The following is a 15,432-nucleotide window of genomic DNA, read 5'->3' as shown; positions in this document are numbered from 1 at the left end:
TTGGTGCTGTCGCAAGGCAGCAAGAGAACGAAGCCCGATAAACTTACATGAGTAAGTGATTCGGGTGAGTGAAAGCAGCTAACGCAGCGACAGTGCCAATGATGAAGAGGATTGTGAGGTAATCGCTTGCGCTCACACAACGAAAGCGTATAATTCCCAGCAATTTGTCTGAGGGGTAGCTATGAAAACGGACGTTGTTATTCACATCTACAACGCAATTCGATTCAATGTAGGTCAGCGTGCTGACTTACTGGGCGCGTTATTTTTCCCCTCTCTTGATTTTTAAAGCCTCCCTATTGGGGGGCTTTTTTATGGCTACTAGAAAATTATAGGGAAGACGACCATGGTGAATTCGCTTTATCAAAAGCACATTATTTCGATTCCGGAGCTCTCTCGTGACGAGCTGGAATTGATTGTGAAAACCGCAGGCCAACTCAAAGCGGAACCAAAACCAGAGCTGATTAAGCACAAAGTGGTAGCAAGCTGCTTTTTTGAGCCGTCGACTCGTACTCGTTTGTCTTTTGAAACCGCTATTCAACGCATCGGCGGCAGCGTGATTGGCTTTGATAATGGTGGCAATACGTCACTGGCGAAAAAAGGCGAAACACTGGCCGATTCAGTACAAGTGATCTCCTCTTATGTGGATGCGTTTGTGATGCGCCACCCCCAAGAAGGCGCAGCACGTTTAGCCTCTGAATTTTCAAACGGCGTTCCTGTGATTAACGCTGGCGACGGCGCTAACCAACACCCAACTCAAACACTGCTTGATTTGTTCACCATTGCCGAAACACAAGGCCGTTTAGATAACATTAATATCGCCTTTGTTGGCGACTTGAAATATGGCCGTACCGTCCATTCTTTAACTCAAGCTTTGGCTAAATTTAACCACATTCGCTTCTTCTTTGTTGCGCCGGATGCGCTGGCTATGCCTGACTATATTTGCGAAGAGTTAGATGATGCAGGCATTGAGTACAGCCTGCACACCGATATGGAAAGCGTTATTCCACAGTTAGATATTCTGTATATGACGCGCGTCCAAAAAGAGCGCTTTGATGAATCAGAGTACGCGCACATAAAATCGGCGTATATTTTAACAGCCGCCATGCTTGAAGGTGCGCGCGATAACTTAAAAGTGCTGCATCCGCTTCCGCGCGTGGATGAAATCACCGTTGATGTGGACAAAACGAAGCACGCTTACTTTTTCCAACAAGCAGAAAACGGGGTCTACGCCCGTGAAGCTTTGCTGGCGCTTGTGTTAAACGAAACCCTGTAATAAAGGAGCCCCAACCATGACTAAAGAGACTCAATTGCAGGTTGAAGCCATTAAAAACGGCACGGTTATCGACCACATTCCTGCGCAAATCGGTATTAAAGTATTAAAGTTATTCGATATGCACAATTCTCATCAACGTGTCACGATTGGCTTAAATTTACCCTCTTCCGCGCTGGGCGCAAAAGATCTGCTGAAGATTGAAAATGTGTTCATTAATGAAGCCCAAGCCAATAAATTAGCACTTTATGCACCGCATGCGACTGTCAACCAAATCGAAAACTACCAAGTGGTGAAAAAGCTAGCGTTGACACTGCCTGAGCAAATCAATGATGTTTTTGCCTGCCCAAACAGCAACTGTATTTCCCACAATGAACCGGTCGAAAGCAGCTTTAAGGTTTTCGAAAAGAAAAACGATATTCGTTTGAAATGTAAGTATTGTGAGAAAGTTTACTCACGTGAGATTGTGACCGAACGCGAGTCATAATTAACCCCGTTTAAGTCTATCGATGCCTCACTTTAGTGGGGCATTTTGCACTTTACCTGCCGTTTCTTTAAAGGCAAACTGACGCCTACCCTTCCCATAAAAACAGATGGAACACAATCATGACTAAAGTACTTCATACCGAATCCGCTCCTGCCGCAATTGGCCCTTATGTACAAGGTGTCGATCTTGGCAATATGGTGCTCACTTCAGGGCAAATTCCAGTCAACCCAGTCAGCGGCGAAGTGTCAGCAGATATCGCAGTGCAGGCTCGTCAATCTCTCGACAACGTAAAAGCCGTGGTGGAGTCTTCTGGCTTAACGGTTTCTGACATCGTAAAAATGACTGTATTTGTTAAAGATCTGAATGATTTTGGCACGGTGAATGAAGTCTACGGTAAATTTTTTGATGAACATAACGTGGCAAACTACCCTGCGCGTTCATGCGTAGAAGTCGCTCGCTTACCTAAAGATGTGGGTATTGAAATTGAAGCGATTGCGGTACGTAAGTAAGCATTGCTCATAATCAGCACAGTGTAAGCACCACCAGCATACCACTCTGACGTGAATGTGCTTTTTCAAACCTCGAACCCCGTTCGAGGTTTTTGTTTAATCCAAAAAAAATCAATTTTTACACCTCATACTTGCTACTTTAGGGTTAGTCACCAACACTTATCGTACTTTTGAACCGTTCGAGGTCGTGAGATGCAAGGGATTATCTATACCGTTCTTTCTGATTTAGTCATCGAAAAATTTGGCGCACTGTTTTGGGATCAAATGCTCGAGGATTTAAAACCTAGCTCTCAAGGCATCTACACCGCTGGAGAGCAATACTCCGATGACGAACTGCTTGCAATGGTGGCTTATTTGAGCAAGCAGAAAAACATCCCCACCGATGATTTAGTCCGGCTTTATGGGCAATACCTATTTTCTCGCCTGTACAACAGCCTTCCTGAAAATTATCCAAATAAAAACAACTTATTAGAGTTTTTGATTTCGGTCGATCAAGTGATCCATAAAGAAGTGAAGCGGCTCTACCCCGATGCCTATTTGCCGCAATTTCAATGTAAAAGCGAGGGCGATCGATTAACCATGTATTACACCTCGAAAAGAAAATTGTGCGCTGCGGCGGAAGGACTCATCATCGGCGCTTCAGAACAATTTGGTGAAGAAGTCGAAATCGAGCAGCCCCAATGCATGCATCATGGTGCTTCATTTTGTGAAATTGTTGTCATCTTTAAGGGCAAACATGAGTGAAATAGAGCAATATCAACGCATTTATGAGCGTGAGCGTCAGGCTCGTTTGCTGGCAGAGCGGTTACTGCAAGAAAAAAGCCGCGAGCTCTACGATAAAATTTTAGAGCTGCAAGAGACTCTAGATCAACTTCATAGCGCGCAAGCACAGCTTGTACAATCAGAAAAAATGGCCTCCGTCGGTCTGCTGGCGGCTGGCGTTGCTCACGAGATCAATAACCCAATCGGTTTTTGTCTGAGTAATTTAAATACGCTGCGTGATTACTCTCACGCCTATATAGGAATTGTCGCTTTGGTAGCACAGCACAAAGCCGAAATTGCTAACACGGATTTCTACCGCAATTATCAAGATTATTATCAACGCCATGATATTGGTTTTGTCGAAAGTGATTTAACTGACATGCTTCAAGAGACTTCGGGTGGATTGCTCCGCGTAAAAGACATTGTCACTAGCCTACAAAGCGTTTCTCACTCCAGTGATGGCCGATTTGTCGAGTGTGAGTTAAATTCGTGTATTGAATCAACACTACACATGGTCTGGAACCAATTTAAATATACGATGGAGGTCGAGCAGCGATTGGATGAGGCTTTGCCGAAAATCAATGGGATATCAGCAGAGCTACAACAAGTGTTTATGAACCTATTTATTAACGCCTCTCACGCTTGCGAAGCACAAGGAAAGTTAACGATTAGCACCGATTCTGTGGTCGAAAAAGGGAAACGCTGGGTGAGGGTCACTGTGGCGGATAATGGGCATGGCATGAATCAAGACATCATCAACAAGGTGTTTGATCCTTTCTTCACCACCAAACCTGTCGGCGTAGGGACGGGTTTGGGTTTATCGATTTCATACAGTATTGTTGAAAAGCATGGTGGGAAAATGCAGGTCGAATCTGAAGTGGGACAAGGCACCACCTTCATACTTCTTTTTCCCACCATTTAGTAAAGCGGTTACTGACTGCGTGATGTGACCTGCTTACCATCAAGCATCGCGACCTCTTCATCCAGCTGCGCTAATTTGGCCACCATCTGCTCACGGCATAATGTCGCTAATTCCCGTAAGTTTTCTTTCCCATATCCTTCAATACTGATCGGTGGCAGCATCTCAACAATCACATGACCATTGTCCCAACGGCTCAGCTTAATATCATTAGTTGAGCTACAAACGATGGGGATAATCGGTACACCTGCGCCAATTGCCGCATGAAATGCACCCATTTTAAAGGGCAGCATGCCACGGCCACGCGAGCGAGTACCTTCTGGAAACATCCACACAGACACATCACTGGTTTTTATGCTATCGACAACTTGATCAATGGTGCCTTTTGCTTTGTTGCGATTGGATCTATCAATTAAAATATTCCCTGTTAACCAATACAACTGACCAAACACAGGTGTCCAAACTAAACTTTTTTTTCCTACTGTCACGACTTTCGGCGTTACAGCCGCAGCAACAGTACACAGATCCCAGTTATTTTGATGATTCGCAATGTAGATGTGCTGGCCGCGTTGATAAGCATCTTCTGGGATACGCAGTTCTAATTTAATACCCATCAATTTTGACATACGGGCGAATAAACGCCCAAACGTAAATACATGTTTGGGATTGCGTGGGCTAAGTAAACAGTAGCCACATCCAAAAACAAACATCACAATGGCAAACAGTGCGACTGCCAATAGACGCAAAAGAGCAATCATTTCAGTTCTCCATGGAACAAAGATAAAAAATGAGCAAGGATAAAAAAGCCGAAACCCAGAGATTTCGGCTCCATTGCATGAGCGAGAGTTTAACTGCTGACTTGAATGCGCTCAATATTAGCGCCAAGAGCCGACAGTTTATCTTCAATTCTTTCGTAACCGCGATCGATATGGTAGATGCGATCGACGATGGTTTCACCTTTTGCGATACAACCGGCAATCACTAGGCTGGCTGAGGCACGTAGATCGGTCGCCATCACTTGCGCGCCACTCAACGATTCCACATCACCACAAATCACTGTATTCCCTTCAATCTCCGCTTTTGCTCCCATACGCATCAGTTCAGGAACGTGCATAAAACGGTTTTCAAAGATGGTTTCAGTGATCTTGCCACCACCCTTTGCCATCATATTGAGTAGGGTAAATTGTGCTTGCATATCGGTTGGAAAGCCAGGATGAGGCGCAGTGCGAATCGAAACCGCCTTAAGCTCTTTTCCTGTCATATCAAGGCTTATCCAGCCCTCGCCCGTTTCAATCTCAGCGCCCGCTTCTTCCAGTTTCGCTAACACGGCCTCTAACAAATGCGAGTGAGTGTTGTGGCAAACAATTTTTCCGCGAGAAACAGCCGCCGCGACTAAAAACGTGCCCGTTTCAATACGATCAGCCACAACAGCGTGTTTACCACCACCCAAACGTTCAACACCTTCAATGGTAATGGTATCGGTGCCTGCACCGGACACTTTTGCACCCAGCTTATTCAAAAACAGTGCGGTATCGACAATTTCAGGCTCACGCGCAGCGTTGTCGAGCACGGTTGTGCCTTCGGCAAGGGTTGCGGCGCACATAATGGTAATGGTGGCACCCACGCTCACTTTATCCATGACGATGTGTGCACCTTGTAGACGACCTTCGACACTGGCTTTCACGTAGCCATCTTCTAAGGTGATGGTGGCACCAAGCTGCTCTAAACCATGGATATGCAGATCGACAGGACGAGCGCCAATGGCACAACCTCCAGGTAGCGAAACTTGGCCATAACCAAAACGAGCCACTAATGGACCGAGAGCCCAAATAGAAGCACGCATGGTTTTGACTAAATCATACGGCGCGCAATATTCATCAATTTGACTAGGGTCGACATGAACTGAGCCATTACGTTCGACTTTAGCGCCTAAACGTTTGAGCAGTTCCATTGTGGTATCAATATCGCGAAGGTGTGGCACATTGGCCACTTCTACTGGCTCAGAGGCCAAAATAGACGCAAATAAAATAGGCAGTGCAGCGTTTTTGGCACCTGAAATGGTCACTTCACCTTGAAGAGGTTGTGTTGACCCAATAACTCGAAACTTTTCCATCAATAAACCTTACAGCGACATCAACTTTTTATCACGAGCCCACTCTGTTGGTGTGAACGCTTTAATAGAAAGGGCATGAATGTCGTTTCTTTGAATGTACTCCATCAGTGGAGCATAAATAAGTTGTTGTTTTTTAACGCGACTCATCCCTGCAAAACAAGCATCAACAGCGATAACTTCATAGTGGCTACCTTCACCTTTGACGTGGATCTCTTCAAGGTTTAGTGCTTGTTCTAATAACTGTTGTACTTTTGCGCTGTCCACAATGTTCCCCTGCTTAATTCTTTATATGTTGAGCCATTAAACGATCAATGTTGCTCAATTGGAATAGTGTGCGCAGTTGCTCTGGCACGAAACTGAGCATTATATGACAGTTTCGTTTTTTTGCATGCTCTATTAGGTGGATTAACATCACCATTCCGGCAGAGTCTATGCGCTCAACGTTTTTCAGTTCAATCTCAAACTGTGTACTCACCGGGTTCCACTTTTGGATAAACGCCCATAAATCAGGCACATGCTCTCTGTCTAATGCGCCCGACAAAGCCGCAATCGGCATATCAGTTTGATGCCACTGCGGATGAATCATTGCGCTTTACCTTCAAAACGGATCGGCTGATCCGCCAATTGTTGCAGTTCATTGGCAACCGCTAAGATGCCATCTTGGCGAATTTTACCGCTCCATTCAGATTGCTTACTGGAGAGCAAACTCACTCCTTCTGCAATCATATCAAAGACTTGCCATTCGCCATTTTTCTCTTTGCGCAATTTAAACTCAAGTTTGATGTTAGGTCGTGGCGTATCAATAATATCCACCTTCACGCTGGTAATGCGTTTATCATCCGACACCGCCTGTTCAGGCTCGAACTCAATAATTTGGTTACTGTATTGAGTCAATACTTGCGCGTATGCACTGACAAGATAGGCACGAAATGCGGTGATGAAAGTTGCGACATCTTCACGCTTGGCCCCTTTTAAGTTTGGGCCCAATAACTTCAGTGCCGCATACTGCTCATTGACGTAAGGCATCAGCTCTTGTTCCACGATTTCTTTCAAATATTCAGGATGGTGGTGAATCGCTTCTTGTTCGGCTTTCAAACGAGTAAATGCCGTTTCAGACACCTGCTTCATCATGGTATAGGGCTGGGTTTTATCCACATTGGCCGCTTGCACAAACATAGCGGCAAAGAGGGTAAATACAAAAATCAACGTCCGTTTAAACACTGTTGTTACTCCTTACCTTTTTCTTGTGAGCCACCACCGACGCTATACAGCACTTGACCAATCAAATCTTCTAATACGAGGGCGGATTTTGTGTCTTCAATTAAGTCGCCCTCTTTTAACATCTGTTCATCTTCAAAGACAAAACCGGGCACAAGCCCAATGTACTGCTCGCCAATCAATCCAGAAGTTAGAATTTGCACACTCGACGTTTCTGGAAATTGATCATATTGACTGTTAATAGCCATAGTAACCACAGGCAGCAAGCTCTCTCTATCGAGTTTAATCTCGGCCACTCGCCCAACGACTACACCACCCACTTTGACTGGCGAGCGCACTTTTAAACTACCGATATTGTCAAATTCAGCTTTCAATTGGTAAGTATGGTTGGAACCCAACCCTTTTACGTCAGCGACCTGAAAAATCATCACCAGAATTGCGCAAATTCCAGCAAGGACAAAGCTACCGACCCAAAGTTCTATTTTTCGTGTTTGCTGCATGATTAATTCCCAAACATCAATGCGGTGAGTACAAAGTCTAGCCCTAATACAGCTAAAGACGAATGCACTACGGTTCTTGTGGTGGCACGGCTAATACCTTCCGAGGTTGGAATAGCATCGTAACCGTTAAACAGTGCAATCCAAGTCACTGTGATGGCAAACATCACGCACTTGATCATACTGTTGCCAATATCTTGCCCTAGCTCTACCGATGACTGCATCGCAGACCAAAAACTGCCGTGATCAATCCCTTTCCAATCCACGCCAACAAGCTGGCCTCCCCAAATTCCGACCGCCATAAAAATCATCGCTAGCAACGGCATTGATATTAGCCCAGCCCAAAAACGAGGAGCGATAATACGTTTGAGCGGATCAACCGCCATCATCTCTAAACTGGAAAGCTGCTCGGTGGCTTTCATCAGGCCGATCTCAGCGGTAAGTGCAGAACCAGCACGCCCAGCAAACAGCAGCGCAGTCACCACGGGCCCAAGTTCACGCAATAAAGAGAGCGCAACCATCTGCCCAAGGCTACCTTCCGCGCCGTAATCGACCAAAATCACATAGCCTTGCAGGCTCAACACCATGCCAATGAACAAGCCAGAAACGACAATAATCGCCAGCGACTGAACACCAACACTGTAGAGCTGCTTCACTAACAATGGAAAATTCTGAATAGGCCGTGGGCGGCTCACTAATGCGCCAAACAGCATCAAGCTAGCTTTGCCAAAAGCTTGGCAAAATTCGAGCGTACGGCGACCGAGCCCTTCAATCCAGTCAGTCAATGTAGACATCATGAGAATAAATCCTTTTCTAGGCTTTGCGCTGGAAAGCGAAATGGTACTGGGCCATCAGCCTCGCCTTGTAAAAATTGTTGTACGCGAGGATCGCTATTTTGATAAAGATCGTTTGGCGTTCCTTTGGCAATCACTTTGCCGTCAGCCAGCAAATAAACCCAATCGGCAATGCTCATCACTTCAGGAACATCATGAGAGACCACTATCGAGGTCACCCCTAAAGCTTGATTCAAATTGCGGATCAATTCCACCAGCACGCCCATGGTGATCGGGTCTTGCCCCACAAACGGCTCATCATACATGATCAGTTCCGGATCCAGCGCAATCGCGCGCGCTAATGCAGCCCTTCTTGCCATGCCACCGGATAATTCGCTCGGCATGAGCAAGGCGGCACCGCGCAGACCAACCGCTTCTAATTTTAGTAAAACTAATGTCTTAATCAGCGATTCATCTAATTGAGTGTGTTCACGTAAAGGGAAAGCCACATTGTCGAACACATTTAAATCGGTGAATAACGCGCCCGACTGAAACAACATGCTCATTTTTTTACGAGCTTGATACAGCTTTTTGCGACTGAGCATCGGGATGTTTTGTTTGTCGAACCAAATCTCACCTTGTTCAGGGAACAATTGTCCGCCAATAAGACGTAGCAAAGTGGTTTTACCAATACCCGATGGCCCCATAATAGCGGTAATTTTTCCTTGCGGAACGCTGAGACTCACGTCATCGAAAATCTTCCGTCCTGAACGGGAGAAGGTTAAATTCTTGATTGTGACAAGATCGTTGATTGGCATCATGAGTGTTTCACTATTGTTGTCCGCCCCAAAATGATGGGCAATCATAAGCATAACGTTCTAAAATTAAAAGCACTGTTCAATTACATCCTAAAGTAAAGCATCATCTTTCGCCAAAACAATCTTCCGGTCATTTATTGATGGATAGCTAACTAAACCATGAATTGAACGTAATTAATTGGATCTTCAGCTTCCCTTTTCGCAACCAACACGTCAAAATTAGCGGTTAATTGCATCATTTTTTCACTCATTTCATTAATTAGGTATCATCATGATCGAAGCGGTAGCGTTTCTCATTGTAGGTTTGGTGTTTTTAGTCTGGAGCGCTGACAAGTTAGTCTTTGGTTCTGCCGCGCTTGCTCGCAACTTCGGCATCTCGCCATTAGTGATCGGCATGACTATTTTAGCAATGGGATCGTCAGCACCAGAGATGATGGTATCGGCAACGGCCGCTTTGGATGGAAAAACCGATACTGCCGTCGGTAACGTACTCGGTTCTAACATCGCTAATATTGCTTTGATCTTGGGTATTACGGCTCTGATAAAACCGCTGTCAGTTAGTTCTGCGGTGCTCCGCCGTGAACTGCCGCTGATGATTGCGGTCACATTACTTGCGGGTGCGTTATTGTGGGATAACCACTTAGGATTCTATGAAGGTGTGTTGCTGTTTGCACTTTTCGCCGTGTTTATCATCGCGATGCTACGCATTAGCCGTAACGAACAAAAAAATGGTGACGCGCTACTTGCCGAGCAGGAATCTGAAATACCGCAAGGCGTGAGCAATGCAAAAGCGGCTATTTGGGTAGTGATTGGGCTTATTATCCTGCCGATTGCTGCCAGCGTGTTAGTCGATAACGCTGTCGTCATTGCCAAGTTTTTTGGTATGAGTGATTTGGTGATTGGTCTGACGATCATCGCTGTTGGGACCAGCTTGCCAGAATTGGCCGCCTCACTCACAAGCGTGTTGAAAGGTGAAGATGATATGGCAGTGGGCAATATTATTGGATCGAACGTATTCAATATTCTTGCCGTGATGGGCTTACCCGGCATTCTTAATCCATCGATACTCAGTGAGCATGCGATGGGACGCGATTTTTGGGTGATGCTTGGCGTATCTCTGCTACTGGTTGCCATGGCTTTAGGCAAATCGCGTAGTATTAACCGCATTGAGGGAGGCGTGCTCTTCCTCGCTTTTATCGGATACCAAGCTTATCTACTTATGAATATGACCGCTTAACCCAAACTCGGAGTATCGAATGTCGAATCAGTTTGATTATCGCAGCGTTGCACAGCAAGTTCTTGCCACCGAAATGGCGGCTTTACAACAGCTAGAGCAATACTTTGACGACTCATTTTGCCAAACGTGTGAAATGATCATTGCCAATGAACACGGCAAAGTTGTGGTGATGGGTATGGGTAAATCAGGCCATATCGGTAAGAAAATTGCCGCGACCTTAGCCAGTACTGGCACTTCGGCATTTTTCGTACACCCGGGAGAAGCGGCGCACGGTGACCTTGGTATGATCGAGCGTGGCGACATCGTAATTGCTATTTCAAACTCTGGCGAATCCTCGGAAATTTTGTCGCTGTTTACTGTGCTAAAACGGCTCAATATTCGCATCATTAGCATGACAGGCAACCCGTCATCGAATATGGCAAAGTTGGCCGATCTTCATTTGCAAATCACTGTCCCACAAGAAGCATGCCCGCTTGGTCTTGCGCCAACCTCCAGCACCACCGCAACGCTAGTGATGGGCGATGCGTTAGCCGTCGCACTCTTGCAAGCACGCGGTTTTACCGCTGAAGATTTTGCGCTGTCTCATCCCGGTGGGGCTTTAGGTCGAAAATTGTTGCTCAAGCTCTCTGATATCATGCACATTGGCGATGCACTACCAACAGTGCAACCAAATGCATTGATCCGCGATGCCTTACTTGAGATCAGTCAAAAAGGCTTGGGGATGACCGCGGTAGTAGACAGCAACATGCAGCTTATTGGCATCTTTACTGATGGCGATTTACGCCGCATCTTAGACAAACGAATCGATATTCACAGCGCGGCAATCAGCGAGGTGATGACGCAAAACCCAACGGTAGCAAGCCCTAACATGCTCGCGGTCGAAGGGTTAAACCTAATGCAAGATAAACGAATCAATGGCTTGATGCTGTGCGAAAATGGCACATTGGTCGGTGCATTAAACATGCACGATTTGCTCAAAGCAGGAGTGATGTGATGACCATGATTGATACACTCTACGGCCCGGTCTCACCGCCTATTCTCGATATAGCTAAGCAGATAAAACTTCTGATCTGCGATGTGGATGGCGTCTTCTCTGATGGCTTAGTTTATATGGGCAATCAAGGCGAAGAGCTAAAAACCTTCCACACTCGAGATGGCTACGGCATAAAATCATTGATGAATGCTGGCATTGAAGTGGCGATCATTACAGGTAGGCAGTCAAAAATTGTCGAAAACCGTATGGCCGTATTAGGCATTACACTGGTTTATCAAGGTCAGGATGACAAGGTCAAAGCCTATAACGATATTTATCGCCAGCTCAATATTGCCCCAGAACACACAGGGTATATCGGTGATGACTTGATTGATTGGCCAGTAATGGAAAAAGTCGCGCTGAAAGTCTGTGTCGCGGATGGTCACCCGCTATTAGTTAAACGCGCAAACTACGTGACCCATATAAAAGGTGGGCATGGCGCTGTACGCGAAGTGTGTGATTTGATTTTGCAAGCTCGCGGTGAGTTAGATGTGCACAAAGGCTTAAGTGTATGAGTTTATCTCGTGTCCTCTATGTGATACTGATTTTTATCGCATCGTGGTCAGCCTATTACTTGTTCGATAAAGAACAAAATACCGATATACAAGTTGCTCCGAACTTGGAGTTACCGTCGTTTAGTGGAAAAAATCTCGACAACACCACCTATAACGAGCAAGGTATCCGCAGCTACATCATTCAATCGACGCATCTGGATCATTACGCAAAAAGTGGCGACACCATTTTCGAGTACCCGATACTCAAAGTCTTCCGTGATGGTATTTTGCAAGAGTGGGAGATTACCGCTAAACGCGGCGTACTCGATGAAGAGCAAGTACTCACACTGTATGACGACGTACTGGCAAAAAACCTATTAGCAGATTCTAGTTTTGATACGCTTTCAACCATTAAGATGAGCATTCAACTCAATAATCGCGATTTTTGGGCCGATAATCAGGTCGATTTGGTTGGGCCACAATTCGAAACACAAGGACAAGCGATGAAAGGCAACTTTGCCGACAATACCGCTATTCTTTATAACCATGTGCAAGGTAGATATGAAACTCTCACACCTTAGTCTTATTGCTTGTTTAGCGATTTCTGGTCACGTATCCGCGTTGTCTACCGACAGTGCTCAGCAGATTTATCTGAATGCAGACAGCCAACTGCTCGACATGAAAAGCAACCAAATGACACTCCTTGGTAATGTCAATCTCAAACAAGGCAGTATCAATATCAACGCCGACAAAGTGATTGTAACCCGTGATGCGAAAGATGGCTCCATTCAAGAAATTGAAGGATATGGCAACCTCGCCACTTTTTCGCAATTAACCGACGATGGCAAAACCTTGTATGGTGAGGCGAAAGAGCTCTATTACAAATTGGCCGAAGATCAGTTGACGATGATCGATCAAGCCATGTTGTCACAAGACGATAGCATCATCCGTGGTACGAAAATTCGTTACAAAATTTCGTCACAGAAACTGATGGCTGATGGTAACTCTAACGAGCGAGTATCGACCGTGCTTCAGCCGCAAGCCACTACGACACAAGAATAATTATGGCCATACTTAAAGCAGAACATTTAGCGAAAAGCTATAAAAAGCGCAAAGTCGTCTCTGACGTCAGCTTGCAAGTAGAATCGGGGCAGATTGTTGGATTACTCGGCCCTAACGGCGCAGGAAAAACCACATCGTTTTACATGATCGTCGGCCTTGTCGCTCGTGATGAAGGTAAGATCAGCATTGATGATCACGACATCAGCATTTTACCTATGCACAGTCGCTCACGCTTAGGGATCGGCTACTTACCTCAAGAAGCGTCTATTTTCCGAAAATTATCGGTCGAAGATAACATCATGGCGGTACTTGAAACCCGTGAATCAATGACACGTGAAGAGCGCCAAGATAAACTCGAAGATCTACTAGAAGAATTTCACATTCAACATATCCGCCATAGTGCGGGGATGGCGCTATCGGGTGGTGAACGTCGCCGAGTTGAAATTGCCCGCGCTCTTGCCGCAAACCCACAATTTATTTTGCTTGATGAACCCTTTGCAGGGGTCGACCCTATTTCCGTTATCGACATTAAAAAGATCATCCAACACCTGCGAGATCGTGGCTTAGGCGTTTTAATCACAGACCACAACGTTCGAGAAACATTGGACGTCTGTGAAAAAGCCTATATTGTAAGCCAGGGTCGTTTGATCGCAGAAGGTACACCACATGACGTGCTCAATAATGAAGAGGTAAAACAAGTTTATCTCGGTGAACAATTCCGTCTATGATTAAGTAGAGAGTGACATCAATTCTAAAAATAATAAGGTAACTGGCACTGAATGAAACCCTCATTACAACTGAAGCTCGGCCAACAATTAGCGATGACACCGCAGTTACAACAAGCCATTCGTTTGTTGCAACTCTCCACATTGGAACTCCAACAAGAGATCCAAGAGGCTCTAGAGTCTAATCCATTATTGGATGTTGAAGAGGCCTATGAAGAGAATGCCACCGCCGATGTTCATAGCATCAATGAGGAAAAAGAAACCAGTGCTGAGGTGTTAGATATTGAACCCCAAGACAGCTCTGACTTAATTGAAAAATCCGAAATCAGCAGCGAGCTTGAGATCGACACCACATGGGATGATGTCTACAGCGCGAACACAGGCAGCACAGGGATCGCCCTTGATGATGACATGCCCGTGTACCAAGGTGAAACAACGCAAACCCTGCAAGATTATCTACTGTGGCAATTAGATCTCACACCGTTTAGCGACACCGACCGCAGCATTGCTCTTGCCTTGATTGACGCCATCGATGACTACGGTTATCTCACCGTTTCTTTGGATGATATTTTAGAAAGCTTTGCCGATGAAAATATCGAGCTTGATGAAATTGAAGCCGTTCGTAAACGTGTTCAGCAGTTTGATCCCCTCGGTGTGGCTTCAGTCAACCTTCAAGACTGCCTGCTTTTACAATTAGCGACCTACCCTGCCAGTACCCCTTGGTTAGAAGAAGCTAAGCAGCTGCTGATCCAACACATTGATCTGCTCGGCAATCGTGACTACAAGTTGATCATCAAAGAAACCAAGTTAAAAGAAGAAGATCTGCGAGAGGTATTGCAGCTCATTCAACAACTTGACCCAAGACCGGGAAATAATATTTCAACCGAGCACGCCGAATACGTTGTGCCTGACGTGTCTGTTTACAAAGATCACGGCAAATGGGTGGTAACAATAAACCCAGATAGCGTACCAAAACTTAAGATAAATCAACAATATGCAGCATTAGGCAAGGGTAACAGTGCCGATAGCAACTACATTCGCAGCAATTTGCAAGAAGCAAAATGGCTAATTAAGAGTTTAGAAAGTAGAAACGAGACACTGCTCAAAGTTGCCAAGTGTATTGTTGAACATCAACGTGATTTCTTTGAGTATGGTGAAGAGGCGATGAAGCCAATGGTACTCAATGACGTTGCTTTAGCGGTAGAAATGCATGAATCCACCATATCAAGGGTGACAACGCAGAAGTACATGCATACTCCGCGTGGTATTTTCGAATTGAAATACTTCTTCTCCAGCCATGTCAGTACCGACAGCGGGGGAGAGTGTTCATCGACTGCAATACGAGCACTGATTAAAAAACTGGTGGCCGCTGAAAATACAGCCAAACCATTAAGTGACAGTAAAATTGCAGATCTACTGGCTGACCAAGGGATTCAGGTAGCTAGACGGACGATAGCTAAATACCGTGAATCGTTGGGCATTGCTCCATCGAGTCAGCGCAAACGCCTACTGTAA

20 protein-coding genes are annotated in these 15,432 nt (G+C 45.5%); 12 read left to right on the top strand and 8 right to left on the bottom strand.

From position 1 onward, the window contains the following. Positions 1–343 precede the first annotated feature (343 nt). From pyrB to AACU59_RS04285, 5 genes are all read left to right on the top strand, one after another. A complete protein-coding gene (gene pyrB / locus AACU59_RS04305) occupies positions 344–1,273 on the top strand; it encodes an aspartate carbamoyltransferase (RefSeq protein ID WP_013855987.1) in 930 nt (309 codons plus the stop codon). Positions 1,274–1,289: 16 nt separating this feature from the next. Further along, the gene (gene pyrI / locus AACU59_RS04300; RefSeq protein WP_010318833.1) at positions 1,290–1,757 is read left to right on the top strand and encodes an aspartate carbamoyltransferase regulatory subunit; all 468 of its coding nucleotides are present in this window, start codon (positions 1,290–1,292) and stop codon (positions 1,755–1,757) included. A 119-nt stretch (positions 1,758–1,876) separates the two neighbouring features. Further along, a complete protein-coding gene (locus AACU59_RS04295; protein ID WP_017046463.1) occupies positions 1,877–2,266 on the top strand; it encodes a RidA family protein in 390 nt (129 codons plus the stop codon). A gap of 192 nt (positions 2,267–2,458) precedes the next feature. Then, on the top strand, positions 2,459–3,010 hold the full coding sequence (locus tag AACU59_RS04290) for a heme NO-binding domain-containing protein (RefSeq protein WP_094144715.1): 552 nt from the start codon (positions 2,459–2,461) through the stop codon (positions 3,008–3,010). After that, a complete protein-coding gene (locus AACU59_RS04285; RefSeq protein ID WP_017047037.1) occupies positions 3,003–3,950 on the top strand; it encodes a sensor histidine kinase in 948 nt (315 codons plus the stop codon). Before AACU59_RS04290 ends, AACU59_RS04285 begins: the two co-directional genes overlap by 8 nt. Positions 3,951–3,958: 8 nt before the next feature. Here the strand turns inward: AACU59_RS04285 and AACU59_RS04280 are convergent, their stop codons facing one another. From AACU59_RS04280 to mlaF, 8 genes are all read right to left on the bottom strand, one after another. Next, entirely contained in the window at positions 3,959–4,705 is a 747-nt protein-coding gene (locus AACU59_RS04280; RefSeq protein WP_094144716.1) for a 1-acylglycerol-3-phosphate O-acyltransferase, read from the bottom strand. Between the two features lie 89 nt (positions 4,706–4,794). Then, positions 4,795–6,060, bottom strand: a complete 1,266-nt coding sequence (murA, locus tag AACU59_RS04275; protein WP_026029130.1) for a UDP-N-acetylglucosamine 1-carboxyvinyltransferase — start codon at positions 6,058–6,060, stop codon at positions 4,795–4,797. Positions 6,061–6,069: 9 nt separating this feature from the next. Continuing rightward, a complete protein-coding gene (gene ibaG / locus AACU59_RS04270; protein ID WP_013855981.1) occupies positions 6,070–6,324 on the bottom strand; it encodes a BolA family iron metabolism protein IbaG in 255 nt (84 codons plus the stop codon). 13 nt (positions 6,325–6,337) lie between these two features. Next, complete coding sequence (locus AACU59_RS04265) at positions 6,338–6,646, bottom strand: STAS domain-containing protein (RefSeq protein ID WP_010318828.1); 309 nt, start codon at positions 6,644–6,646, stop codon at positions 6,338–6,340. Beyond that, entirely contained in the window at positions 6,643–7,281 is a 639-nt protein-coding gene (gene mlaC, locus AACU59_RS04260) for a phospholipid-binding protein MlaC (RefSeq protein WP_026029129.1), read from the bottom strand. The genes AACU59_RS04265 and mlaC overlap by 4 nt, the downstream gene beginning before the upstream one ends. A gap of 5 nt (positions 7,282–7,286) precedes the next feature. Next, positions 7,287–7,778 (bottom strand): outer membrane lipid asymmetry maintenance protein MlaD, encoded by a 492-nt coding sequence (mlaD, locus tag AACU59_RS04255; protein ID WP_010318826.1) that lies wholly within the window; start codon positions 7,776–7,778, stop codon positions 7,287–7,289. Positions 7,779–7,780: 2 nt separating this feature from the next. Then, positions 7,781–8,572, bottom strand: a complete 792-nt coding sequence (gene mlaE / locus AACU59_RS04250; RefSeq protein ID WP_013855979.1) for a lipid asymmetry maintenance ABC transporter permease subunit MlaE — start codon at positions 8,570–8,572, stop codon at positions 7,781–7,783. Continuing rightward, positions 8,569–9,366 carry a phospholipid ABC transporter ATP-binding protein MlaF gene (gene mlaF / locus AACU59_RS04245; RefSeq protein WP_026029128.1) on the bottom strand — a complete coding sequence of 266 codons (798 nt, stop codon included), beginning with the start codon at positions 9,364–9,366 and terminating at the stop codon, positions 8,569–8,571. The genes mlaE and mlaF overlap by 4 nt, the downstream gene beginning before the upstream one ends. 271 nt (positions 9,367–9,637) lie before the next feature. Between mlaF and AACU59_RS04240 the strand changes: the two genes are divergently transcribed. From AACU59_RS04240 to AACU59_RS04210, 7 genes are read left to right on the top strand one after another with little or no spacing between them, the layout of a single operon-like run. Continuing rightward, positions 9,638–10,603: a calcium/sodium antiporter gene (locus AACU59_RS04240; RefSeq protein ID WP_010318823.1), complete on the top strand. Its 966-nt coding sequence runs from the start codon at positions 9,638–9,640 to the stop codon at positions 10,601–10,603. Positions 10,604–10,622: 19 nt separating this feature from the next. Then, complete coding sequence (gene kdsD / locus AACU59_RS04235) at positions 10,623–11,597, top strand: arabinose-5-phosphate isomerase KdsD (protein WP_094144717.1); 975 nt, start codon at positions 10,623–10,625, stop codon at positions 11,595–11,597. After that, positions 11,597–12,151, top strand: a complete 555-nt coding sequence (kdsC, locus tag AACU59_RS04230) for a 3-deoxy-manno-octulosonate-8-phosphatase KdsC (RefSeq protein WP_202598792.1) — start codon at positions 11,597–11,599, stop codon at positions 12,149–12,151. The genes kdsD and kdsC overlap by 1 nt, the downstream gene beginning before the upstream one ends. Beyond that, positions 12,148–12,711: an LPS export ABC transporter periplasmic protein LptC gene (lptC, locus tag AACU59_RS04225; RefSeq protein WP_017046456.1), complete on the top strand. Its 564-nt coding sequence runs from the start codon at positions 12,148–12,150 to the stop codon at positions 12,709–12,711. Before kdsC ends, lptC begins: the two co-directional genes overlap by 4 nt. Beyond that, positions 12,692–13,192 (top strand): lipopolysaccharide transport periplasmic protein LptA, encoded by a 501-nt coding sequence (gene lptA, locus AACU59_RS04220; protein WP_017047032.1) that lies wholly within the window; start codon positions 12,692–12,694, stop codon positions 13,190–13,192. Before lptC ends, lptA begins: the two co-directional genes overlap by 20 nt. 2 nt (positions 13,193–13,194) lie before the next feature. Further along, on the top strand, positions 13,195–13,920 hold the full coding sequence (lptB, locus tag AACU59_RS04215; protein WP_013855971.1) for an LPS export ABC transporter ATP-binding protein: 726 nt from the start codon (positions 13,195–13,197) through the stop codon (positions 13,918–13,920). A gap of 51 nt (positions 13,921–13,971) precedes the next feature. Next, entirely contained in the window at positions 13,972–15,432 is a 1,461-nt protein-coding gene (locus AACU59_RS04210; protein ID WP_069212112.1) for an RNA polymerase factor sigma-54, read from the top strand.

Source organism: Vibrio sp. V23_P3S9T160, from assembly GCF_963886625.1.
Classification (GTDB): Bacteria; Pseudomonadota; Gammaproteobacteria; order Enterobacterales; family Vibrionaceae; genus Vibrio; species Vibrio anguillarum.
This window is presented reverse-complemented; position numbering and strand designations above follow the sequence as displayed.

Excerpts from the sequence above, each read along its gene's own strand:
- kdsC (WP_202598792.1), top strand. The coding sequence starts at position 11,597 with ATGACCATGATTGATACACTCTACGGCCCGGTCTCACCGCCTATTCTC.
- mlaE (WP_013855979.1), bottom strand. The coding sequence starts at position 8,572 with ATGATGTCTACATTGACTGACTGGATTGAAGGGCTCGGTCGCCGTACG.
- AACU59_RS04265 (WP_010318828.1), bottom strand. The coding sequence starts at position 6,646 with ATGATTCATCCGCAGTGGCATCAAACTGATATGCCGATTGCGGCTTTG.
- AACU59_RS04295 (WP_017046463.1), top strand. The coding sequence starts at position 1,877 with ATGACTAAAGTACTTCATACCGAATCCGCTCCTGCCGCAATTGGCCCT.
- lptC (WP_017046456.1), top strand. The coding sequence starts at position 12,148 with ATGAGTTTATCTCGTGTCCTCTATGTGATACTGATTTTTATCGCATCG.
- AACU59_RS04240 (WP_010318823.1), top strand. The coding sequence starts at position 9,638 with ATGATCGAAGCGGTAGCGTTTCTCATTGTAGGTTTGGTGTTTTTAGTC.
- AACU59_RS04290 (WP_094144715.1), top strand. The coding sequence starts at position 2,459 with ATGCAAGGGATTATCTATACCGTTCTTTCTGATTTAGTCATCGAAAAA.
- kdsD (WP_094144717.1), top strand. The coding sequence starts at position 10,623 with ATGTCGAATCAGTTTGATTATCGCAGCGTTGCACAGCAAGTTCTTGCC.
- pyrB (WP_013855987.1), top strand. The coding sequence starts at position 344 with ATGGTGAATTCGCTTTATCAAAAGCACATTATTTCGATTCCGGAGCTC.
- lptA (WP_017047032.1), top strand. The coding sequence starts at position 12,692 with ATGAAACTCTCACACCTTAGTCTTATTGCTTGTTTAGCGATTTCTGGT.
- mlaD (WP_010318826.1), bottom strand. The coding sequence starts at position 7,778 with ATGCAGCAAACACGAAAAATAGAACTTTGGGTCGGTAGCTTTGTCCTT.
- lptB (WP_013855971.1), top strand. The coding sequence starts at position 13,195 with ATGGCCATACTTAAAGCAGAACATTTAGCGAAAAGCTATAAAAAGCGC.
- AACU59_RS04285 (WP_017047037.1), top strand. The coding sequence starts at position 3,003 with ATGAGTGAAATAGAGCAATATCAACGCATTTATGAGCGTGAGCGTCAG.
- AACU59_RS04210 (WP_069212112.1), top strand. The coding sequence starts at position 13,972 with ATGAAACCCTCATTACAACTGAAGCTCGGCCAACAATTAGCGATGACA.
- pyrI (WP_010318833.1), top strand. The coding sequence starts at position 1,290 with ATGACTAAAGAGACTCAATTGCAGGTTGAAGCCATTAAAAACGGCACG.
- AACU59_RS04280 (WP_094144716.1), bottom strand. The coding sequence starts at position 4,705 with ATGATTGCTCTTTTGCGTCTATTGGCAGTCGCACTGTTTGCCATTGTG.
- murA (WP_026029130.1), bottom strand. The coding sequence starts at position 6,060 with ATGGAAAAGTTTCGAGTTATTGGGTCAACACAACCTCTTCAAGGTGAA.
- mlaF (WP_026029128.1), bottom strand. The coding sequence starts at position 9,366 with ATGCCAATCAACGATCTTGTCACAATCAAGAATTTAACCTTCTCCCGT.